Here is a 23,354-nt window from a genome sequence, read left to right as displayed (position 1 = left end):
TTTTAACCTTCAGATAGGTAAGATAGAATCATGTTATCAACTTCTACCCAAATACTCCGTCTCTCCCAGGGACATCTCAACTTACTCGCAGCTTGTCCTCGCAAATTCCAACATAGCTATTTAGAACAACTTAATACTCCTCTAGATCCTAAACACGAAGAATATCAAATTTTAGGTAGTCGGTTTCACTTACTCATGCAGCAAAAAGAAATGGGTTTACCCATTGATAGTTTACTACAAACAGATCATCGGTTGCAAAATTGGATGACCGATTTTACTAAAATTGCTCCAGATATATTTACACCTGATCCTGATAATCAAACTTTTCGAGAAAGTGAACATTATCGGACTTTGCAAATTGGAGATTACCTACTCACAGTCATTTATGATTTATTAATTGCTGATCAATATCAAGCCCAAATTCTCGACTGGAAAACCAATCCCCAACCACCAAAACCAAAAATATTAGCTCAGAATTGGCAAACAAGACTTTATCTGTATGTATTGGCAGAAACTAGCAACTATTTATTAGAAAATATCTCCATGACTTACTGGTTTGTACAATCAAAAGGAAAAACTCAAAACATTAAATTTATTTATAATGAAAAAAAACATCAAAAAACAGCAGAGGACTTAAATCAACTATTAAATAATTTCACCGAATGGGTAAATAATTATCAATATCATAATATATCATTTCCACAAATTGCTGAATCTTCAAAAATCTGTGAATCCTGTCAATATGCTGTGCGCTGTCACCGTCAAAAAATCAAAGAAGTAACTGAAAATACTTATTCACAATTTCCTAGTCTGGAAAATATTCAAGAAGTATCACTTTAAAATTTTAAAAATATGAAACCCTTTGATGATAACGATGTTATTTATGTTCGGGAAATAGGAATTGATGATATTGCTCCTATTTACCATTTAGGTGAAGAATTATTTACCAGTGATTTATATCCCTATTTATATCGCACTTGGGATGAATGGGAAGTAATTGGACTTTATAATACAGATCCAGAATATTGTTTAGTTGCAGAAACCGAGGGAGAACTGGCAGGATTTGTGTTAGGAACTATTATTACCAAAGCATCTTGGACTTATGGTTATATTTTGTGGTTAGGTGTCAATCCTAAATTTCAACGTCAGGGAGTTGCTGATCAATTAGTTGATAAAATTATTGCGAGAATGATTGAAGATGGAGTACGGTTTATGTTAGTAGATACAGATCCCACTAACACACCAGCGGTGAAATTTTTTAATCGCAAAGGTTTCGGAAATATGCGTCAACATATTTTCCTATCAATGAATTTAAGTAAACATCCACATTATGGTAGACTCATAGATTATGAACATCAAAAAGCCGAAAGGGCAGGTTATAAACGTACTCGTCCTACCATACGTACTCGGAAAACAGAAGCAATTCCTAATGATGTAGTTATCAATCCTTTAATCAATGAATTAGGAAAAGATTTAATTAATAATGATGAATAAATTCCTTGTCTCACGCAAAGGCGCAAAGGCGCAAAGGAAGAAAGAAATATACAAGTTGGAATGTGATCTAAAATGGAATGGATTTTAACAGGAACAGAACAACCCCCAGATTGGTTTATTGAATTGGTGAAAAGGTATGCACCAGCAACAGGTGGTAATTTTGCTGCTCAATTATTTTGGCAACGGGGTATTCAAAATGAGGAAAAGTTAGCGGCTTTTATTAATTATCAAGTTTATCAACCGGCTGATTCTTTTGAATTTGGACAGGAGATGGATTTGGCTGTGCAACGATTAATAATTGCGGGAAAAACGGGAGAAAAGGTTACTATTTGGGGAGATTTTGATGCAGATGGTATTACTTCGACTGCGGTATTATGGGATGGGTTGGGTGAATTTTTTCAGCAACATCATCAATTAAGTTATTATATTCCCAATCGGTTAACAGAATCTCATGGTTTAAATAAGTCAGGAATTGATATTTTAGCTGCACAAGATTGTAAGTTGATTGTTACTTGTGATACGGGTAGTACAAATATTGCGGAAATTATTTATGCTCAAAGTTTAGGGATAGATGTTATCGTTACTGACCATCATACATTACCATCAGCACGTCCGCCGGTAGTGGCAATTATCAATCCTCGTTATTTACCCAAAGAACATCCTTTATTTCATCTTTCTGGGGTTGCAGTTGCTTATAAGTTGGTGGAAGCATTATATAAAAGTTTGCCAGATATTCCTGAACATCCTTTAACGGATTTATTAGATTTAGTGGCAGTGGGATTAATTGCAGACTTGGTACAATTAAGTGGTGATTGTCGCTATTTGGCACAATTGGGAATTCAACAATTACAAGCTGATTATAAAAAACCAATAGCAGCGAGAAGAAGACCAGGTGTGGGGAGATTATTAGAATTATGCCAGAAAAGTGGCGATCGCCCGACAGATATTTCTTTTGGTTTGGGTCCACGGATTAATGCTGTTAGTCGCATTCATGGTGACGCTAGTTTCTGTGTAGAATTATTGACGAGTAGAGATATTCAACGTTGTCAACAACTTGCAGAAGAAACGGAATTAGCTAATTCTCGTCGCAAGTCTTTACAAAAAGATGTCCAAGCGCAAGTTACTAAAAAACTCAGTCAATTAGACTTATCAACTACTAGCGTCATTGTTTTAGAAGATCCTCAATGGGCGGTTGGTGTTTTGGGTTTGGTTGCTGGACAAATCGCCCAAGAAACAGGTCGTCCCACAATTTTGTTAAGTACGGAAGGAAAGGACAATGGGACAGATTCTAGCCCTTCTCTAGCGCGAGGTTCGGCACGTTCGATTAATGCTGTTGATTTATATCAATTAGTTCAAGAACAATCCCATTTATTACATCGTTTTGGTGGACATCCTTTTGCAGCAGGTTTGAGTTTGTTGGTAGAAAATATCCCGTTATTTACAGCCGCAATTAACCAAAAGTTACGCCAATCTTTGGGAGGAATTAGTCTCACTCCCACGGTTCAAGCTGATTTAATGGTGACGGTTGCCGATTTGGGCAAAGATTTATTTTTAGAACTCAAGCTTTTAGAACCCTGTGGTATGGGTAATCCTATTCCTAAGTTACTTATTAAAAATTGTTGGTTTGAAAACGCTTGGCATCGAAATCAACAAGATTTGAAAGGAAATAAAATCCAATATATTAAAACTGATTTTGATATTCGGGATGATTCTACTAAAAGTTCTTTTCCGGGGCTTTGGTGGGGACATTATCAGGAAGATTTGCCTATGGGTAGATGTGATTGTATTGCCGAAATTGATTTTAACAGTTTTAAAAAACGCTATGAAATTAGATTAGTTGCGGTGCGTTCTAATTCTGAGTTGGAACTGAAAAATCAGATTTCTAATATTATTTTAGATTGGCGAAATCAGGAAGCTTCAGGAAAATTAAAATCTGAAAAATCATTATTAATAATGAAAGATTGTCCTACTAATTGGGATAATTTACGTTTATGGTGGCAGAAATCTCTTGATTATCAACAACAATTAGTGATTGCTTGGCAAAAACCTCAAAATGCAACTCCTCAAGACATTTGGCTAACTCTAGTCGGAATTGCTAAATACCTCAGTCGCACACATGAACTAGTTACCCGCAGGCAATTTTTAGAAAAACTTGGTATTAGTGATCAAAGTCTGTATTTGGGTTTTCAAGCTTTAAAATATTTAGGGTTTATTGTTCAACGTCAAGATAATTATTTAGAAATATTATGGAATTCTACACATTATCAAAAACCTGCTGACTATGCTATTAGCCAATTTTTAGCAGCAGTCCGAGAAGAACAATTCCAACAAGATTATTTTTTCCATGTTCCTTTATCTATGATTGTTTCTATGCTTAATAGATAAGGGACTTCCAAATAAAAAACACTCAACCATTTAACGCAAAAAATCTCTAAAACCCTCATTCCTCTGCGTTCTCTGCGCCTCTGCGGTTAGTTAATCCGGATAATTTATTTTTTGGAAGTCCCTAAAATCATACAATTAATTTCACAATATATTCTCTCTCTCAACTTAACGGAGAATACGTCCTGACACCAAATGCTGACGCTTCCATCTTCCGTCAGGGATACACCCCTACATCCTGACTCCTAGCCCTATAAAACATCCCACCAATAAGCCATTTTGGCCTTACTGGTGGGACTTACGGTAGTTTAGTTAAGAGCTTTTCTCAAAGTAAAAACAAGCAAAAATCTGGTCTTTTCTTAGAAATCATCAAGAAACTGACCAATGCGACTAATTACAGGGTCTACTTCTTGAGGTATGGCTTGCGCCACGCTAACGCTATCAGTTTCAGGTTCAGATTTAGGAGGAATATAACTAAGTGGTTGCTGATCGAGTATGATTGCCAACTTTGATACTTGTTGAGTAAGTAACAACATTTGACTTTCCATCGCCTCCAAACGATGAGACTCTTGAGCAAAAAAACGTTCCTCAAAATCGGTCATTTGACGTTGCATATCACCGATTTTTTGCTCAATCGTAGTTATATTTGCTGACTTAGAAGGCGGTTGAGCAGATTCTGGGACACACAAAACTTTCCAGAGAGCCTCTTTACACAGGTCACTGAAAGTTTTATCTGGCTGTACCTCTAAGTAGTTTTCCACCTGCGCTAATAAGCTTTCATCAGCAATTTCTGGATTGAACGTAACGGATTTAACTACCTTTTTTGACCATTGGAACATCAGTTTTATGACCTAGCAGCGCGAACAGCAGCAGATAATTGCGCTTCTCCATAAATATACTGCCCCAAAGCATTAGCCTGCCGAGAAGGTGCAGCTAAGTAGGCATTGATTTTAGCTTCTTTGAGTAGACGTTGAACATCTTCCCAGAAGAACTCTCCACCACCACCTGTAATAATCACATCAGTTACCCGCTCTGGCAACCAAGCTAACACACGAGAGCAAATTTCTCGGGAAAACTGTTCTGTCAAGTTAGGCAGAAAATCATCTAAATTAGTGGGCTTACTAGCGCCTTTGGGACGGTAAAAGCGATCGCCTTTGGGCTTGTTAACCGCAGAAATCAATGCTAATGATTGACTATCAGCACCTTGTATTTCCTGAGCTACCATTTCATAAAACTTACTCATCCCAAAGTCTTCACTTTTAGAAGCAGCACGGGCAAAGCGGAAATTATCCACCATGATCATATCAATGGTTTGATGACCAATATCAACAATCCCCACAGATATTTTCGTAAAATCAGGAACAGATGTGGCTTTATTAGGTTGAGTTTCTGACCACAGCAAACTACCATATCCTTCAGGCATTACCCAGACTTTGGTAATGTTCAAAGTTAAAGATTCGCCTCGGAAATTCAAGACATGAGGTCCAGTCACCAAACTAGTTAACTGCGCCTTTTCCTTTTCAAATTGTTCTAAAGACAGGAAAGGTAAACCCAGGACAACAGCAATTTCATCTTTCAGTTTAAAGTAACCAGCAGATGATAATACTTTGACCAGTGCATCTTCTACTTTAGATTGGCCAACGCCAAGATTTGCCCCAAAATCTGCGGCTAACTGCCCCACAGCATAGCCACTACCTTGATATTCCAGCCACAAATCCATGAGTGGATCAGTAGCCTTGGCTTCAAATACACCGCCGCGAATTTGTTCGATTGATGTTTTTTTCACGTTAGAAGGAATGAAAGCCACATTACTGGGTTCACGGCTCACACAAGTTTTTGTGGAGGTTCTACCTAAATCAACACTGAGAATAGTTTTACCCGTAATATTGTTAGGTTTTACAGAATTCATTGGTGTGGCTGCTGCTGTTTGGCGGTTCATGGGAATCGCAGCGGCATTCATTGGATTAGCGACGGGGGGTTGGTCTGTCATGAAAGCTCCTCTGTAAAAAGTTATCATGCTCATCTTACAAAAAGGTGAGCTACAAAAAATTTTAGGTTGGGTTAAGTGTAACTAGAAATACGTCAAAATTCATAATAGGCGATGGTTAATTTTCTATGATTTAGGATTTCTGATGGCAGTTTTAGGTAGATGTCAGGCTTTTGTTGCTGATTTAGTGTTTTTACGCTTGTACTTGAGTTGCCAACAGATAAACACCATAGAGTCCTACTTTCAATTCCTGAAATTACTTGGAGAAGATTGTCATTTGTATAAATTTGGACAAAATACCAGCCCCCATTTGTCATAGTGGGAGAAAAAATCATTAATTCTCCCCACTGCCAGTTTCAGCTAGATAGTTGATGTCAAAGATTGGACTCTCGATTCGGAAGACCACTCTAATGGGTTCCAAACTCTTTCTTCTAAAGCCATTTGCTCAATTAAACTGGCCAAGCGTAAAGCTTTAAGAGCTTGTTCACCACCAACAGAAGGCTGATTGCCACCACGAACACAATTGACAAAATGTTCTAGTTCTGCACTGAGAGGTTGAACATTAGTGGTATAAACTTTTTCGATTAAACCATCCTGTCTATACAGGACTTTTTGGTTATCAAGGTGAGGATTTATCGCGGTTTGCCGATGTACTAAAATTTCATTATTGAGAAAATCTGCTTCTGTAAATGAATTTTTACAATGGGCTACTAAGCGGCGAATTTTCCGGTGAGTAACTTTGCTGGCTGTCAGAGTAGCAACAATCCCATTGGCAAAGCCCAAGGTGGCAGTTACATAATCTAAATAACCTGAGTCTAAAGAACGAGTTCCACTAGCAGTCAATTTCACCACTGGTGAGGCAGCTAATTCTAGCAGTAAATCAATGTCATGAATCATTAAATCCAAAACAACGGAAACATCGTTCGCCCGCGCTGAATAAGGACTCATGCGGTGAGATTCTAAGGCCAAAACCTCCTCAGTTTTGAGGACTTGGCTGAGTTCCCTAAATGCGGGATTGAATCGCTCAATGTGACCAACTTGCAGAATACACTGAGATTCAGCAGCAGCATTTACTAGAGATTCTGCCTCCGAAATACTAGCCGCAATTGGTTTTTCAATTAAAACATGGATTCCTGCTAACAGACAGTTGATCCCCACAGCATAGTGTAGCCGTGTAGGTACAGCAACACAAATTGCGTCTACATGAGGTAGTAAGTCGCAGTAATCTTCAAAAAAACGGACTTTGTATTTGCTGGCAGTTTCTAAACCACGTTCAACATTAATATCGGAAACGCCTACTAGTTCCACATCTTTCATGGAACTCAGAACGCGGGTATGATGTTGTCCCATGTTACCAACCCCAATCACTCCTATGCGGATATGTTGTGGCTGGCTGCGCTGTGAATATAGATTTGGTTCTGACATTGATATGCTATCTTGCACTATTGTTCTCTCCTCAACCACCAAATTTAGAGACGCTACGATCTTTGATCTTTGTACTTAAACGCCGAGTTTGATTTGTCTTAAACCATCCAGATGGTAACATAGTGATTATCTTTATGAAGAATTTCAAAGTTTCGGTTCAGTTCCCGCCATCTGGTTATCTTTTCGGTAAACAGTGATGAATTAGCCTGTTTTAATCATTTACTAGAAAAATCATCTGTGTTTTTGCTGACTTTGTAAATGCCATAATTCCTCAGTAGAAATTCTCAGGTATATGGTTAGGTAATTAACTCATCAAATCAATACCTGTTGTTGGTAGTGGTAAGTTAATCACCAAGTTATCAGTAAAATTACAGTTATCGAAATAGTTAATACTCACAGTATAATTTTTGGTCTATCCAGTTGTTGTTCTTGTTCGTGAGAGTTTTTTTGTACATATTTAATTTTTGTGTGTTGCATTTTGTTGATTTTCCCATCTTTTGGATGCAATTTGTGAAGGAATGGGTAATTGGTAAAATTCCCTTGTGCTTTTCCTATTTCTTCATCTCCCATTCCGTAATCTAACTATGAAAGCTGTAATTTTATTATCTGGTGGATTAGATTCTTCGACGGTTCTTTACCAAGCAAAAGCTGATGGCTGTGAATGTTACGCTATTTCTTTTGATTACCAACAGCGACATCGCAGAGAGTTAAATTCTGCTTTAATGGTTGCTAAGACGGCAGGGGTAATTCAACATCAGGTGGTTAATTTTGATTTACGACAATGGGGTGGTTCAGCACTCACAGATCACAAAATTGATTTACCTGAAGCGCGATCGCTTGATGAAATGGCGGATAATATTCCTGTCACCTATGTTCCTGCCCGTAATACCATTTTTTTAAGTTTTGCTTTGGGATATGCAGAAGCGATCGCGGCACAAAAGGTATACATTGGTGTTAATGCTTTAGATTACTCTGGCTATCCAGATTGTCGTCCTGATTATATCCAATCAATGCAGGACGTTTTCCGCTTGGGAACAAAACAAGGAAGGGAAGGACAAGCGATTGAAATTGTCGCCCCATTAATTAATTTGAAGAAAACTGAAATTATCCAACTTGGTAATCAGTTAGGTGTACCTTGGGATCTCACTTGGTCTTGTTATGCTGGCAATGATGTTGCCTGTGGTGTCTGTGATTCCTGCCAATTGCGGTTAGCAGCTTTTGCTGAGTTGGGTTTAAAAGATCCCGTTCCCTATCTAATCATCTAAAACTCGAATTTGGATTTGGTGAAGACGGGGACCAATCACTGAAATAACAGTAAATTCAAGATTTTGATAGTTGAATATTTCACCTTTATTAGGCATTTTTTGGCATTGATAAAGTAAAAAGCCACCCAAAGTCTGATACTCTCTGATTAAGGGTAAATTAAGATGTAAGACTTGATTCATTTCTTCCAAATTAATTTGAGCTTGAACTAAAAATGTGTGTTTGTCTACCATTTCGATCAGCAACTCATTACTACTATCAGCCTCACCTGCATTACCAATAATCTCAGCGATGATATCTTGAATAGTAACCAGTCCGACAATTCCACCAAATTCATTAACTACCATCACCATAGCAGGTTTCTCTTGCTGCATCATCGGCAAGAGTTCACTTAATAGCGTTTGTTCTGGCACAAATCGAGGAGGACGCATCCAATCTTGGATTTGGGTATCTTTGGTGATTTTTTCTAAGGCTAGAGGTGTTGCTAAATCTTGAAAATAAACTATGCCACGAATATCGTCTAAAGATTCGCCAATAATAGGATAACGAGAGTGACCAGTAGATGTGATTTCTTCAAGTAATGCTTGAAAGCTGGCATTTATGGGTAAAGCAATAATACTAGTCCGCGGAATCATAATATCTTCGGCGGTAATATCCCCAAATTCAAAAACGTTATTTAATAGTTCTCGTTCGGCATTTTCTAAACCTGTAGATTCTCTTTCTGTAGATATAATCAGTTGTAATTCTTCTGGTGTAACTGGTGGTCGCCAACTTTGACCAGTGTATTCAATTCCAAACAATCGTAATAAACAATGGGTTGATTGATTAAGAATCCAGATAAAGGGATTGAAAAAACGCACTATGGCTTTAACTGATGGACCCAAAAACCTAGCCAGATTTTCTGAATACAACATTGCTACTGATTTAGGACATAATTCTCCTAAAACAATTTGCAGGTAAGCAATAGCAAAAAAAGCGATAGGAACTGATAAAGAATGAGCTAGTAAGTAATTCATTCTTACTGGTAAAGGCCAGGAGTCTAGCCATTCTTCTACCAATACAGCAATTGTCCCTTCTCCAATCCAACCTAGCGCCAAACTAGAAAGGGTAATACCAAGTTGGGCTGTAGATAGTAGTCTATCAATACTACGTTGTAATGTTTCGACAGCGATCGCTCGTATATCACCAGCTTGTACTAACTGTTGAATACGTGTTCGTCGTACTGTCACCATGGAAAACTCAGCCGTCACAAAAAAAGCATTGATAGCAATCAGCACTAGCACGCTACACAATCGCAGCCCTACATCGGTTAAACTTAAGGTAGAAAAAGCACTCACTGTCTAAGAGGGTATAGAATTTGCCCACCGGGAGAAGAAAATTTTAGATTTTAAATGAATTAATCATTAAAACCTAAAATTGTATTAATTATTTTTCTCTATAGGAATATCAGACAATTGTAACTTGAGTTTTTGAGCAGGATAATCAGTTAAAGATAGAGATATCTGTTTCACATCATCAAGTAAAGCTGTAGGAATACTAATTGTACCTTTAAATGCCGAACCTTTTGCAGGCAATTCTGCTGGTAAACCTTCTGTAATTGCACTCAAAGTTCTTCCTTTATCATCGGAAATATCTAAAAAACTATACAAAAACCTGATAGATTCATTACCTTTATTCTGCATATTCACTCTTAGTAATAAATCACCTCCAGAATAGCGGACAGATTGCACCGACATGGTTACACCTTCACTCTCAGTAGTCACAGGAAATCCTGGTTGGAGGGTTTCTTCTGTCACTTCTGGTGGTTTTTCTGTTGCTTGGGGCTTACTAGATTTCATCTCTTCTTCTTCTAGGTTTTCTGTTTTATTACCCTGATTTTTATCGTTAATCCTAGATTTCACTGCTTTGAGGATATCTTCCTCTTTCAAAAAAGCTACGTTTCCCTGTTGGGGATTATTGGTTTTGCTATTATTAAATTTAGTCGTAGGACGACCATCTGGTGTATTAACACCTTTAAGCGCCATACTACCTAATGTAAAGCCCAAAAAACCACTAGCAGAACCTGCTCCCAACATCAGGGTTAACAAAATTAAGGTTAGAAGTACAGTAGTATTTATTCTCATCGCTACAAGGTGATTATACAAAAGGAAGAAATTATTTAGTCCTGCTCTATATGCTACTAGGGATTTTTGAAATTGACTAACAATTGATAGGTGACAGAGAAGAGGCAGGGGGCAGGGAAAACTTCTTAACAACTAACAACTGACTTTTATGGCTAACGCCACACTACCAGCAAGAATTGTTTACAGGTTGCAAAATTTATGATATAATGATTTACTGTGATTGAAGTTAAAATCAAAATACCTAACTAAACCTCAAAAACAAAGTTAAGATTCCAGTAAATAAGCGCTCTTGGCCGATTGGGGAGGCAACGAACTCATAATTCGTCTTCAGGCTGGTTCAATTCCAGCAGGGCGCACTTAACGACAACTTAATCTCACACACCTTTCAAACGAATTATAATATCGTTTGCATCAACTTGTAATACTGGTAAATAGAGTAATTAACTAGTACAGTACGGCGTAAGTCAGCAAATATTTGAATAAGTCATCTAAAACGCGATTAGCGCCAATAATTCCCCATGCAGAAATCCAAACATCACCTGTAACAAGATAAACCCGATTTTGTTGTACAGCTTGTAACTGGGACCACAGAGGATGATTGATGAATTGTTTTAACCTTGATTCATTGTGTCCTCCCAGAATTAAGAAAATAACATCACCACCAATTCGAGGAACTAATTCTAAAGAGATGTTTTCGTGATTTTTATCTTTATTTTCATATTGAGAACGAGGTAAACCGATTTCTTTGAGAATTGATCCACCAAATGAACGGCGCATATAAAGACGAGTATAATTAGCCCAAAAATTGACTAAAGATACTTTAGTTTGGGAAAGGGTTGTTCCCATTTTTTGACGCAAACTTGCTATTTTCTGATCATACTCTTGCAACAATTTTTCAGCTTTGGCGGTTTTTCCCAGTGCTTCCGCATATTGCTTTAACCAATCTTTCCAGTCGCTATCTTGATCTACCAATACTGTTGGGGCAATTTTAGATAGTTGTCCATATAATTCAGCATCCCAAGAAAAACCTAGAATTAAGTCAGGTTTGAGATATAAAATCTTTTCTAAATTGGGTTGACCGTTAGTACCAATTTTTTCAATTTCTGATGTTAAATCTTGTAAATAAGCCTGAAATTTATAATCACCTAATGTAGTAGCTGCTATTGGTTTTACCCCTAAAGCTAAAACATTATCTAAGCCTCCTAATACAACTACACGCTGTGGATGTAAAGGTATTTTTGTTTCACCCAGAGCGTGTTTAAATATTCGCATTTCTGAAGTAACATTTACAGAGTTAAAAGGCGCATTTTTTGGTGTATTCATTCCACAGCCGATAATTATTAAAGCTGTGATGAGGCTGAATACAAGTAACTTAATTTGATGATCATCAAGTATGTAATTCAGGAAAGTAGATACCCTGATAAGTAAATTATTTTTGATTGACATTTTCCTGATAATTAAATTGAGATTAATGATGCTGCCATATCTACAAATTCTGTAATTGTATACTGAGAAAAAGTTACTAATTCATTAGTCCCACATTCTCCTCGGAAACTAATACTTTTAGTAGGGTCATCAATCACATTACATCTATAAGTGTTAACTTTACTATCAGGTGTTGTAAAAGTTATTTCTACCTGATTAAAAGTTTCATCTTCGTTTTGATAAATTACATGATCTTGTACTTGGTAATTAAACCAATCCCAACCATATTTTAACATCAACTTTCGTTCTAATATTTGCACTTGCCAAGGTAAGATTCCCCAACCACGATAGACATTTTTTAAACATTGAATATCGCCAGTTCGTGTCAAAATAGAAGTGAAAATTTTTTGATTTAACCTAGCGTAATATCTCCCTTCTGGAAGATCAATCATAGTTGGTGCAAAACGATGTCCACCAAAATGGCTACTTTGCCAAACCCGTACATGAGATAATGATAAATCTTCTATTGTTGCTAAAGCTTGACGATAAAAAGGATTGCCATATTTAGCGCAGCATTTATCATGACTACCATGAGTACATACCAAAAAATCTCTAGTTTGAATATTGGTATTTTCAGATTCTAGAGTTTCATTGTTGATACACTTTTCTATGATTGGTACTGCATCATCAATATCTGAGAGGATATATTCTTGCTTGCTATACTTTGAAGATATTTCTGCTGTTTGGTAGTAGATAATTAAGCGAGTTTTCCCAGTTTCGTAATAATTGGCATTGTAAATAAATAGCAACCTCAGAGATGATGCTACCTCATCAATAGCTGGTTTTAAAGCTTGTAGTTTACTCGCAATATCCTTGGAATCTAGGGGGTTAGATGCCCAAGGTGGTGGAACTTCAATTAAAACATAATATTGGCGATTTAAGGCAGTACCAATGGGGTCTTCTTTTGCTTGACAAGATTCTTCTGTACAAAAAATATTGTTCATAATAAACCAAAAAACGAGAGTTGGTAATTTCAGCTAATTAGAATTATTATTAATAATCAAATATAGTTGTTGTGAGTTTGAGTACAGATTGAAGGTATCTTTTTTTAATAAAGTATAGATGATGTATTAATTATGGACTTTTTCTAAATTGATACTTAGTAGTTTGTAAGCTATTAAAATTTATTCGCAATATAATCATAGATCAAAGTTAAAATTATTACAATATTTTCTCATTAAGTAATGATTTTTATCCAAATCGAGTCACAGATAATTTTACCGGAGTTAAATGCTGGAAATTCAATCCCACAAGCAATTATGGCGAAAATATTCCCAGAGTCTAGTATTGAGTTCAAGAGAATCACAACAATCAATAAACTGGTGTGGTTTTCGCCTTTAATCCTTGTCAGACAAGGTTTTTAAGTAAAAATATTAATTCTGCTCACTAGCTTTCAACGTTGAGAACTAGTACACAACGGCGTAAGTAAACCAACCATTAAGAATTATCAAAAAGCTTGTGTCATCTGCTTTTTTAATTTTTAATTTTTAATTTTTAATTTTTAATTCCGCCTTGCGGTACTAGGTATTAACAAAAATACCATTGATATAGAGAACATTTTGCTAATTTTTTGCAAAATACTAAGATTAATCTTTACCCCATAAGGTGATAAGCAAAATTGATGTATTAACAGTTGCAAATTAGTGGCAATTGAAGTATGACAACAATTATTGAGATAAATTAGCATTAAAATATAGTATTGTAAATCAATGAGATACAGAATCTAAATTGAAACCTATACACAAAGCCTATACGGATGTATCTCTGACGGGAGATGGAGAAGAATCAGCATTTGTGTACAGATGTATTTTGACGGAAATAGAAGCATCAGTGTTTGATGTAGAAGCGAAGCATTCAATTTAAGGGCGAAGCATTCGGAAAATGAACTTGGGGAAAAACCGAGAATTTGTCGCCCGAATGCTTCGCCCTTACGACTCCTGTTGTATGTGGGGATGGTGCGATCGCCTTCGCGGTAAAATTTTATTAGTAAGTAAGTAGGTAGATGCTAACCAACCCAACTATGTAACGAACTGTAAATTACCCAAAACTCTTGGGATTGCTGCGTTCCACTCCGTTCCACTCGCAATGACATAGTTATAAGTTTTCCCACCTACCTACTTATCGTTCTATAAAAATCAGGAGAAAATAAAAACAATGGATAAAAGTATTGCGGATCTTCGCAAAGATTACACATTGCAAGATTTGAATGAAAACGAAATTGACCCTAATCCCTTTATACAATTTCAAACTTGGTTTAGCCAGTCTATCGCAGCCCAGTTACCTGAACCTAATGCTATGACTTTGGCTACCTGTACACCAGATGGTAAACCTTCGGCGAGAATGGTACTATTGAAAGATTTTGATGAACGGGGTTTTGTTTTATTTACTAATTACAACAGTCAAAAAGGACAAGAAATATCCGCAAATCCTCATGCTTCTTTGGTTTTTTGGTGGGCTGAATTAGAACGTCAAGTAAGAATTGTGGGAACTGTGGAGAAAATTTCCTCGGAACAATCTGATAGCTATTTTGAAGTCCGTCCACCCTTTAGTCGTTTAGGTGCTTGGGCTTCTAATCAAAGTGAAAAAATTGCGAGTAGGGAAATTTTGGAGCAGCAATTACAGGAATTTCAACGCAAATATGAAAATCTGGAAGTTCCTCGTCCTCCTCATTGGGGAGGTTTTCGGGTTATTCCCCAAGAAATTGAATTTTGGCAAGGAAGATCAAGTCGGTTACATGATCGTTTATTATACACTCATGTAGATGATGGCAGTTGGAAAATTGAGCGTTTATCACCTTGATGTAATTTCCTCAAAGCGTGGTGTGGTGATAGCTATGTTTGGATTTTTATGTCCCTGTAATATACTGTAAATCCCCGGATTTAGATCCCCGATTTTTCTAATAAGTAGGGGATCTTGTTATTTTTATTCACGAATAATTGCGGATGACTATATCTCATTCTGGGAAAATTACTGCATGATTAATTACTAATTGCTGACTGCAAATTTGTTAACTAGAATATTTAATATCTGTTTCTTAAAGTACAGACAAAGGAAAATAAGGTTTATATATTATGAACACGACTTATCAAAACAAATGACATATATAAATGTTGAGAATGTAAGAAGTTAAGATTTTTAATTGATCTGATTTCTGAATTCTTATAACTTTCTTTATTGATATTTTTTGATGAGTGAGATAAATTTAATTCTTAATACATCTTTTGCAGGTTATGCGAATCATACATATATTGAATCATATCCAAGAAATCGGGAATGGGATTGTCAATGTAGCTGTGGATCTGGCTTGTTTACAAGCAAAATCTGGTGATGATGTGGCGGTAATTTCAGCGGGGGGAGAGTATGAAAAATTATTACATCAATTTGGTGTTAAACACTACGCCATAGACCAAAGTCGTCAACCAATCAAGATGATGAAAGCAGCGATCGCTTATCGGGAAATTGTGCGAGAATTTCAGCCTGATATAGTTCATGCTCACATGATGACTGGTGTGGTTTTAGCAAGTTCGTTGAGATGGGGAAATAGATATAATTTAGTGGCTACTGTTCATAATGAATTTCAACGTAGTAGCATTTTGATGGGTTTAGCTGACCGAGTAATTGCTGTTAGCAAAGCTGTCAAAAATTCGATGGTCAAACGGGGAATTCCGGAACGAAAACTCAGGGTAGTTCGGAATGGTACTTTAGATAGTCCGCGCACTCGGCAAATATCAGATTATCAACCTTTAAATTTACAGCATCCGGCGATCGCTACTGTAGCAGGAATGTATCAACGTAAGGGTATTGCTGAGTTAATTGCAGCTTTTGAGGAAGTGGCTAAAAATTTTCCCGCAGCGCATTTATATTTAGTAGGAAATGGACCCGATAAGGAAATATTTGAATCTCAAGCTCAAGCAACATCTGTGAGTAATCAGATTCATTTTGAAGGATTTCAGTCAGAACCACAAGGTTATTTACTAGCTTGTGATATTTTTGTCTTGGCTTCCCACCGTGACCCCTGTCCCTTGGTGCTTTCGGAAGCGAGGGAAGCAGGGGCGGCTATTGTCGCTACTGAGGTAGATGGTATTCCAGAAGCTTTGGATTATGGGAAAGCGGGGATGTTAGTTCCGGCTCAGGATAGTCAAAAATTGGCTGAAGCATTGACAAAACTTCTGACTAATGCAGATACACTCCAGGAATGGAAACAGCGATCGCAGGACAATCTAGAATGGTTAAATGTTGCTCGTGTACATCAAGAAACATTGGCGGTGTACGAAGAGTTATGGCTGGCTGATAGAATCCTAAACGGGCGGGGAAACCCAGCCATTACGGAATCCTGACTTCTGAGTGGGCGGGGAAACCCCGCCCCTACTTAGGTTTTCAGTAAGCTTTTTCTCAATGTACGCAACCTTATTAATACTGGTTTTGCCCAGCGAATACCAACTAAATCATGTAGGATTGTGTAAAAGCAGGGAATAATAAACAGAGTTAGCAGTGTTGCTAAAGATAAACCAGAAAAGACAACGATACCTAATGGTTGGAGAAATTCTGACCCTTCCCCAATTCCCAAAGCGATAGGAAACATCCCTAAAACGGTGGTAATTGTCGTCATTAATATTGGTCTAAGGCGTTGGGGTGCAGCTTGTAAAATAGCGGTGCGGCGGTCAATTTTATCCCGTTCCCGAAGTTGGTTGGCCAGTTCTATCATGATAATGGCGTTGTTAACAACAATACCGACTAATAGAACTGCACCGACTATGACCGTAGCTCCAATGGGAGTTTCCGTAATGTAAAGACCGAAAATACCCCCAGCTAATGCTAGAGGAATGGTAAACATAATTACCAAAGGGTCAACGAGAGAGTTGTATTGTACCGCCATGACAACAAATACTAAGAAGGCGGCTAGTCCTCCTAAAAGTTGTAGTGATTTTTGTAATTGTTGATTAGATTCAACGGCTGCACTGGGTAAAATGCTCACACCTGCGGGTAAATCTAAGCTGCTGAGAACTTGGTTTACCTGGGAAATAGCCTGACCGAGATTAGCCCCTTCTGCTAAATTTCCAGCAATTAAAAATACCTGACGTTGGTTAATGCGCTGGATTTCTCCTGGTGCTTGACCTATGCTAATTTTAGCCACATCACTCAAACGGATTTGATAGTTGTTATCAACAAATAACGGTAATCTTTCTAATTGGGCAGTTGTTTGTAATGAGGATTCATTTAATTGAACTCGCACATCTATTAACCGATTTGCGCGTTGCAATTGCGTAGGAATAGTACCTGTAATTGCAGTTTGAATGGTGTCACCAATATCTTTAGCATTCAAACCCACATTTGCGACTCGTTCCCAATCTGGGAGAATTTGAATTTCTGGTTGACGACTATCTGCGTCAGGACGAAATCTCACAGAGGAAATTTGTTTATCTAAAGTTCCTAATACTTGACGACCGGCTGTTTCTAAAGTTTTAGCATCATTTCCCTGAAGAATAATGTCAACATCAGCACCTCTAATAGGAGAGTTATTCAGAATTAAACCCCGGACTTGTCCAGGAAAAAGACGCAAACGAATATCTACTAAGTTCAGTTTATTTAATTGTTGAGTAACTCTCTCTATATAAGCATCTAAATCACTACCAGATTTAAGGGTAATAGTGCTAGAACTTCGCAAGGGGTTAGAGTTAGTATTACCACCAAACAGAGAACCGCCGATTGTCGAAAATACGTAAGCTGTTTCTGGTTGATTGCGGAGAATTTCATCTACCGCTTTCATGACTTTTTGATTAGTTTCTAGGGGTGTACCGGGAGGAAATTGCGCCGATAAAGTAGCTTGTCCAGTGTTGATACGGGGAAGGATTTGTTGAGAAATTTGAGGAGCCATCCACAAACTACCACCACCTAAGATGATAATAGCGATCGCAATTGTTAACAACCGCCAACGTAATAGCCCACCTAAAAACCTTCCGTATAATCTTGTAGACGCATCAAACTGACGATTAAATTCTCGCAGGGGCCAAAAATTATTTAAAGAACTGGAAAATTTTATCCCCAATAACTGAGATGTCATCATCGGGACAACAGTTACTGCGACTAAAATGGAAGCTGCTACCGCAAAACTGATGGTTAAAATTAACTCATTAAATAGTAAAGAGATAAAACCACCAATTAGCAAAAATGGCAATACGGCGACTAAGTTTGTACTTGTAGAAGCTAATAAAGCTGATTCTACTTCGCGGCTACTTTGCTCTGATTGTTGAATAACTGATAACTGGGAATTGCGGATACCGTGGGAAATATTTTCTAACATGACGATGGAGTTATCTACCACAATTCCCACACCCAAGGCTAAACCACCTAAGCTGAAAACGTTGAGAGATAAACCAAATAATCCCATCAAAATGATAGCGGCTAAAGATGCGAGAGGAATAGCCAGAACAATAATTAAAGTTTGGCGAAAAGAACCTAAAAATATCAAAACAGCGATCGCTGCTAACCCTGTACCAATTAATCCTGAAGTGGTAACGTTAGCAATAGAATTACGGATAAATTTAGATTCATCTAAAGTTGGTGTCAGTGTTGCTTCTAAGGGAATTACACGAGCTTGTTGCAGTTCTTCTAATCGTTTTTTGATCCCATCAACTACATTAACTGTATTCGCATCTGGTTGTTTTTGAATACTGACTTTTACCGATTCTTCCCCATTCAATAAAACATATACCCGCTGATTTTCTGCACCATCAATAACTTCAGCAAAGTCACGTAAGTAAACCCGATTTCTGATATTAGAGTTAGGAATATCAGCTTCAAATAATAGATTGCTAATTTCCTCCGCATTTTGAAAGCGTCCTAATGTCCGAGTTAACGATTCGGAACTTGTTCCTAAAATTCGACCACCAGAAATATCTTGATTCCGGTTTCTTAATTCTGTCAAAACATCATTTAAACCAACTCCCAAAGATTGCAATCTTTCTAAATTAATGTTTACTCTAACTTCTTCTTTCACTCCTCCTGATACATCTACTACAGCGACTCCGGGAACTACATTTAATTCACGAGCTAATTCTTCTTCTGCAAATACCCGCAAATCAACACCTTTCAGGGTAGGTGAAGTTATTGCAAATTCATAAACTGGTAATTGAGAAGGATCAAATTTGAATATTCGTGGTTCTCCAATAGTGTCTGGTAATCTATTTCTCGCTCGGTTAAAGGTAGCTGTAGCATCATTTAGGGCTTGATCAATATCGCCCCCTGGTTGGAAGTATAAATTTAAGCTGACATTACCCTCACGGGTTTGAGAAAAAACCTGTAGTACCCCTTCTGTCGCACTAAAAGATTCTTCTAAACGTTTAGTAATTTCATCAACTGCTACTTCTGGAGAAATCCCTGGTGCTTCTATACGAACACCAATCCGAGGATAGGTAATTGATGGTAATAAATCTACAGGTAATCGCAGAATAAAAAATACACCCATTACCACGACTGCTAAGGTTAGCATCAGTGTGCCAATATGTTGCCGGATAGAAATAGCACTCAAACTAAATCCGCTATTTATGTTTGGTTGTTGCATATAGTTATCTGGTTGGTGATTGGTAATTGGTGATTGGTAATTGGTGATTGGTGATTGGTGGTTGGTGATAAAATTTAAGTTATCATCCTGTTAATCCTTTAATCGGTGGATATCGTGATTCTGAAAATTTATCTAACTAGCAACTTACGTTATTAAATCTTGCCTTTTATATTAATTTTCCGACAACATTGATAATTTCACAGTTGCACCATCTTTTAATGGTTCACTGCTGCGAACAATATAACTTTCTCCTGGTTGTAAACCGGTGAGAATTTCTATTTTGCCGTTAGCGATTTTGCCTAAAGAAACTGAGCGTTCTTTGACTGTGGTTTTATCACCTTTTTTGTCTAAAACAAAAAGGGTAGAGTTAGTATTTTCTAACTGTGCTTCTGGCTTTTTATCTTGACTACTAATTGCTGTTGCTGGTACGACTACACGCTGTGGAGTTGGGTTGGTAAAACTCACTCTTGCTAATAGTCCGCTACCAATTTTACCCCTACTATTAGGCATCACAATTTCCACAGGTATTAACCGGGCTGTGGTATCAGCAGTAGGAGAAATACGGGCTACTCTACCAATAAATTTTTGGTCGGGAAAGGCATCTAATTTGACTTGTGCAGATTGCCCAACTTGTATTTTTGCTAATTCTAATTCCGAAACTTGGGCGACGACTTTAACGCGACTAAAGTCGGCAACTTTTAAAACTTCGCTACCAGGTTGTAATAAATTTCCTGGTTCTGTGACTTTTTCTGTAACTACACCAGTAATAGGAGAAATTAAACGGGCATAAGAACGACGTTCTTTAGCGGCGCTAACGGCTGCTTTTTGGGCAAATACTCTACCTTGAGCAGCGGATACGGCTTGCTTTTCTGTACTAACTTGTTCAGTGGCGGAGCGGAGGGCTTGGGCTGCGGTTTTGGCGCGAGTTTGAGCTTGTTGGGCGCTTTGTTCGGGAATTGCCCCTTCTTTGTATAATTGTGTCAGTCGGCGAGAATCTGCCTGTGCTTGAACCAATTCTAACCGTGTTCTTTCCACTTGAGCGCGAGCATTATTTACCTGAGTCATAGCTCTGGCTACTTCTGATTCAGTGGTTGCTAGTTCGGCTTCGGCTTGTCTTAGGGCTGTGAGTAAGAGGGTGTCATCCAATTGGCTGATGATTTTTCCCCGTTGGACTGTATCACCAATGTCTAGATTTAAAGCGATGAGTCTGCCTTCGACTTGCGATCGCACAGAAACAACCCGATATGGTGCTGTATTACCAATATACTCTGGTTGGGGAGTTAAAAGATTAGTGCGAGCGATCGCTACATCAACCGCAGGTTCTTGGCTCTCGCGTTGAGGTCTTCTTGATTGTGCTTCCGCTGATTCTTTTGGTAATGAACCACAACTAGCTGATAGTAAAGCTAGTCCTAAAACACAAGGTATGAATATCTTCTGCGTTTTTCTCTCTGACTGTTTTATATCCAAAATCATTAATTCTACTCCTCTGCAAATTCTTTAGGGTTAATAACCGTTGATATCTGAACAACAGCAGATAACCTGACGATTTCTCATTAATATGCGTTGGACATAAATATATACATTGCTTAATCTTTAAGAATTATAAACTTAGTATAAAGATTTTTGAGAAATTTACCCATGACTATAGTCACCTATTTCTCGGCAACCTGTGATTTGTATTGATTTATAGTCTAAAAATATACAACTAGATATTGATGTACAAATTTTTATCTACCTAATGGAGGAATCAACGCACACCCAATAAATACTACATATTTAATATTCCGATCACCTGACGAACTTTAACAGTAGATCCCTTTGTTTGTAATCAGCCGCTCAACTTTTAACCTGCATATTTCCATTAAATAAAACTATTTTAGTGTTGGGCATCTTGCCTACCCTAATCATGTAAGTTAAATGTCTGACAGTTTATACAAACAAGGGATTTTTTTTCACAAAAAGCTTAAATAATACCAATTGATGGTAATGATCATCAATTTATATATCTAAAGGGGGACTGGATTTAATCACTATAAATATTAAATATTAAATAGCCCGATTACCCTACCGGACTTTAGCTCCAAATCCTCTCTTGTCATTACCCGACAAGGGAGGTTTTATTCATAAACAATTGACAATTGACAATTGATAATTGACAACGCTGAATATAGCGGTATGTACTCTTTGTGAGATACAGTCATTAAATATCAAAACCTGTAGGGGTGGGGTTTCCCCGCCCTCGATTGTATTTCATCTATAAAGTGACAACCTATATAAATTGAAAAACTTGTCTACCGATTAGAAGCAATGCACCAAAAATCATCAATATTAATGTTATTTTTCCACCCGGAACTAAAACTTGATTTTTGCTATTGGTAAATTCTGGTATTTGAGTTTGTCGCCAACGCATTAAAGCTGGCATAATCCCCCCTAAAATGGAAATACTAAATGTTCCTGTATATTCTAGGGCATGAAAAAAGATAGTGGGATTAAATGTTCCTAAACCCAGCGGTGGAAGCAACACTAAAGAATAGAGCGGTAAACGAGAAATTTCGCTTTTAGTCATCGAGGAAACATCTTTGAAAAAATCCCTTAACCCGTAAGTTACACCAATAAATGATGTAATAATTGCAAATTCCGAAAAAATTGATAATAACATTGCAAACCATCCCCCAGAACGACCATTTCGCAGGATTTGCAATGGATCAAATACACTCTCATTTCCGCCATTGTGCTGAAGAATATCTGGAGTTATACAGCCTAAAATCACAGCATTCCAAGCCAAAAACATAAATAGCGGAATCAGAGAACCAATAATAATAGATTGTCGAATTTTAGGAACATCCCCTTCCAATTGGGTGACAACCAACGGGACAATACTTTGAAAAAACATTGCTACATACATAACAGCAACAGAACGACCAATAGCGTGCCAATTCTGCACCAAAAATTGAGAGCTTTGGACTTGCATTCCTCCTAATACTAATAACCCAACAAAGACAGTTAGGAGAATGATGATAAATATCTCATTTAATTTTTCAATTAATTTATCTCTACCTAAATACATCATGCTACCAAATACCAGAGCAAAACTAACTGTTCCTACCCAGTGAGGTAAAATATTTTCTAACTGCCAAACTTGATTAAATGTTGTGGCTAAAACTTCCCCACCTTCAGTCATATATGCCACTAGAAGAGCATAGTGCATAAATAAATATGCAACTCCGGCAATTCTCGCTCCCAATTTACCAACAGTTTTTTCTATGATTGCTAGTAACCCTAAATGGGGAATTCCCTCAACTCGCATCACATTTAAAGTAACTTCTGCAATTAATAACCCAGAAATTACAGTGTAAGCCCATACAGTCAGAAGTAAAATTGTAGATGGGATAATCCCAGATGGTAAAGTTACCGCAGGTAATCCCAGAATCCCTGCTCCAACACTTGTTCCTGCAATTAAAGCTATATTTCCTAAAACACTTCCTGGTTGATGTTGCAGCTTATTACCATCAAATTCCAGATGAGAAAATAATCGCGTTACTGGTTGTTTTTGTTTATTCATTTTCTGCTTGATTTTGTCGAATGTTATTTTGCCAAAAGTCCCAAAAACAAATCATAAAACCAATAACACAAC

The 23,354-nt window shown here is 37.4% G+C and carries 18 protein-coding genes and 1 tRNA gene; 8 read left to right on the top strand and 11 right to left on the bottom strand.

The window, feature by feature from the left end:
• Positions 1 to 30: 30 nt before the first annotated feature.
• From FJR04_RS18775 to recJ, 3 genes are all read left to right on the top strand, one after another.
• Positions 31 to 840, top strand: coding sequence for a PD-(D/E)XK nuclease family protein (locus FJR04_RS18775; RefSeq protein WP_168497562.1), 810 nt, complete (start codon positions 31 to 33; stop codon positions 838 to 840).
• A gap of 12 nt (positions 841 to 852) precedes the next feature.
• Positions 853 to 1,494 (top strand): GNAT family N-acetyltransferase, encoded by a 642-nt coding sequence (locus FJR04_RS18770; protein ID WP_168497561.1) that lies wholly within the window; start codon positions 853 to 855, stop codon positions 1,492 to 1,494.
• A gap of 72 nt (positions 1,495 to 1,566) precedes the next feature.
• Complete coding sequence (recJ, locus tag FJR04_RS18765; RefSeq protein ID WP_168497560.1) at positions 1,567 to 3,879, top strand: single-stranded-DNA-specific exonuclease RecJ; 2,313 nt, start codon at positions 1,567 to 1,569, stop codon at positions 3,877 to 3,879.
• 356 nt (positions 3,880 to 4,235) lie between these two features.
• Here recJ and FJR04_RS18760 read toward each other — a convergent pair whose 3' ends face one another.
• From FJR04_RS18760 to FJR04_RS18745, 4 genes are all read right to left on the bottom strand, one after another.
• Positions 4,236 to 4,715, bottom strand: a complete 480-nt coding sequence (locus tag FJR04_RS18760; RefSeq protein WP_168497559.1) for a plasmid segregation centromere-binding protein ParR — start codon at positions 4,713 to 4,715, stop codon at positions 4,236 to 4,238.
• 5 nt (positions 4,716 to 4,720) lie between these two features.
• On the bottom strand, positions 4,721 to 5,866 hold the full coding sequence (locus tag FJR04_RS18755; protein ID WP_168497558.1) for a ParM/StbA family protein: 1,146 nt from the start codon (positions 5,864 to 5,866) through the stop codon (positions 4,721 to 4,723).
• Positions 5,867 to 6,223: 357 nt separating this feature from the next.
• Positions 6,224 to 7,306: a Gfo/Idh/MocA family protein gene (locus tag FJR04_RS18750; RefSeq protein WP_168497557.1), complete on the bottom strand. Its 1,083-nt coding sequence runs from the start codon at positions 7,304 to 7,306 to the stop codon at positions 6,224 to 6,226.
• A 375-nt stretch (positions 7,307 to 7,681) separates the two neighbouring features.
• Positions 7,682 to 7,858, bottom strand: coding sequence for a hypothetical protein (locus tag FJR04_RS18745; protein ID WP_168497556.1), 177 nt, complete (start codon positions 7,856 to 7,858; stop codon positions 7,682 to 7,684).
• A gap of 14 nt (positions 7,859 to 7,872) precedes the next feature.
• Here FJR04_RS18745 and queC point away from each other — a divergent pair, with 14 nt between their 5' ends.
• Entirely contained in the window at positions 7,873 to 8,553 is a 681-nt protein-coding gene (gene queC, locus FJR04_RS18740) for a 7-cyano-7-deazaguanine synthase QueC (RefSeq protein WP_168497555.1), read from the top strand.
• Here the strand turns inward: queC and FJR04_RS18735 are convergent.
• Both FJR04_RS18735 and FJR04_RS18730 read right to left on the bottom strand, forming a co-directional pair.
• A complete protein-coding gene (locus FJR04_RS18735) occupies positions 8,542 to 9,888 on the bottom strand; it encodes a hemolysin family protein (RefSeq protein ID WP_168497554.1) in 1,347 nt (448 codons plus the stop codon). The genes queC and FJR04_RS18735 overlap by 12 nt on opposite strands.
• An 84-nt stretch (positions 9,889 to 9,972) precedes the next feature.
• Entirely contained in the window at positions 9,973 to 10,674 is a 702-nt protein-coding gene (locus FJR04_RS18730; protein ID WP_168497553.1) for a hypothetical protein, read from the bottom strand.
• Positions 10,675 to 10,957: 283 nt separating this feature from the next.
• Here FJR04_RS18730 and FJR04_RS18725 point away from each other — a divergent pair.
• Positions 10,958 to 11,030: transfer RNA gene (locus FJR04_RS18725), tRNA-Met, on the top strand.
• Positions 11,031 to 11,118: 88 nt separating this feature from the next.
• On the opposite strand, the gene FJR04_RS18720 is transcribed toward FJR04_RS18725, so the two are convergent.
• Together FJR04_RS18720 and FJR04_RS18715 are read right to left on the bottom strand one after the other, a co-directional pair.
• Complete coding sequence (locus FJR04_RS18720; RefSeq protein ID WP_168497552.1) at positions 11,119 to 12,120, bottom strand: ABC transporter substrate-binding protein; 1,002 nt, start codon at positions 12,118 to 12,120, stop codon at positions 11,119 to 11,121.
• A gap of 11 nt (positions 12,121 to 12,131) precedes the next feature.
• Positions 12,132 to 13,103 carry a sucrase ferredoxin gene (locus FJR04_RS18715; RefSeq protein WP_168497551.1) on the bottom strand — a complete coding sequence of 324 codons (972 nt, stop codon included), beginning with the start codon at positions 13,101 to 13,103 and terminating at the stop codon, positions 12,132 to 12,134.
• A 784-nt stretch (positions 13,104 to 13,887) separates the two neighbouring features.
• Between FJR04_RS18715 and FJR04_RS26515 the strand changes: the two genes are divergently transcribed.
• The 3 genes from FJR04_RS26515 to FJR04_RS18705 all read left to right on the top strand — a co-directional run bounded on the left by FJR04_RS26515 (position 13,888) and on the right by FJR04_RS18705 (position 16,496).
• A complete protein-coding gene (locus tag FJR04_RS26515) occupies positions 13,888 to 14,022 on the top strand; it encodes a hypothetical protein (RefSeq protein WP_256366801.1) in 135 nt (44 codons plus the stop codon).
• Positions 14,023 to 14,313: 291 nt separating this feature from the next.
• A complete protein-coding gene (pdxH, locus tag FJR04_RS18710) occupies positions 14,314 to 14,958 on the top strand; it encodes a pyridoxamine 5'-phosphate oxidase (RefSeq protein ID WP_168497550.1) in 645 nt (214 codons plus the stop codon).
• Between the two features lie 431 nt (positions 14,959 to 15,389).
• Complete coding sequence (locus tag FJR04_RS18705) at positions 15,390 to 16,496, top strand: glycosyltransferase family 4 protein (RefSeq protein ID WP_168497549.1); 1,107 nt, start codon at positions 15,390 to 15,392, stop codon at positions 16,494 to 16,496.
• 32 nt (positions 16,497 to 16,528) lie between these two features.
• On the opposite strand, the gene FJR04_RS18700 is transcribed toward FJR04_RS18705, so the two are convergent.
• From FJR04_RS18700 to FJR04_RS18690, 3 genes are all read right to left on the bottom strand, one after another.
• Entirely contained in the window at positions 16,529 to 19,720 is a 3,192-nt protein-coding gene (locus FJR04_RS18700; protein ID WP_168497548.1) for an efflux RND transporter permease subunit, read from the bottom strand.
• Positions 19,721 to 19,891: 171 nt separating this feature from the next.
• Positions 19,892 to 21,193 carry an efflux RND transporter periplasmic adaptor subunit gene (locus FJR04_RS18695; RefSeq protein ID WP_168497547.1) on the bottom strand — a complete coding sequence of 434 codons (1,302 nt, stop codon included), beginning with the start codon at positions 21,191 to 21,193 and terminating at the stop codon, positions 19,892 to 19,894.
• A gap of 796 nt (positions 21,194 to 21,989) precedes the next feature.
• Positions 21,990 to 23,282 (bottom strand): amino acid permease, encoded by a 1,293-nt coding sequence (locus FJR04_RS18690; RefSeq protein WP_168497546.1) that lies wholly within the window; start codon positions 23,280 to 23,282, stop codon positions 21,990 to 21,992.
• Between the last annotated feature and the right edge of the window lie 72 nt (positions 23,283 to 23,354).

Source organism: Anabaena sp. UHCC 0204, assembly GCF_009711975.1.
Lineage (GTDB): Bacteria > Cyanobacteriota > Cyanobacteriia > Cyanobacteriales > Nostocaceae > Dolichospermum.
The sequence above is the reverse complement of the archived record's forward strand: the minus strand, read 5'-3'. Positions and strand labels throughout refer to the sequence as shown.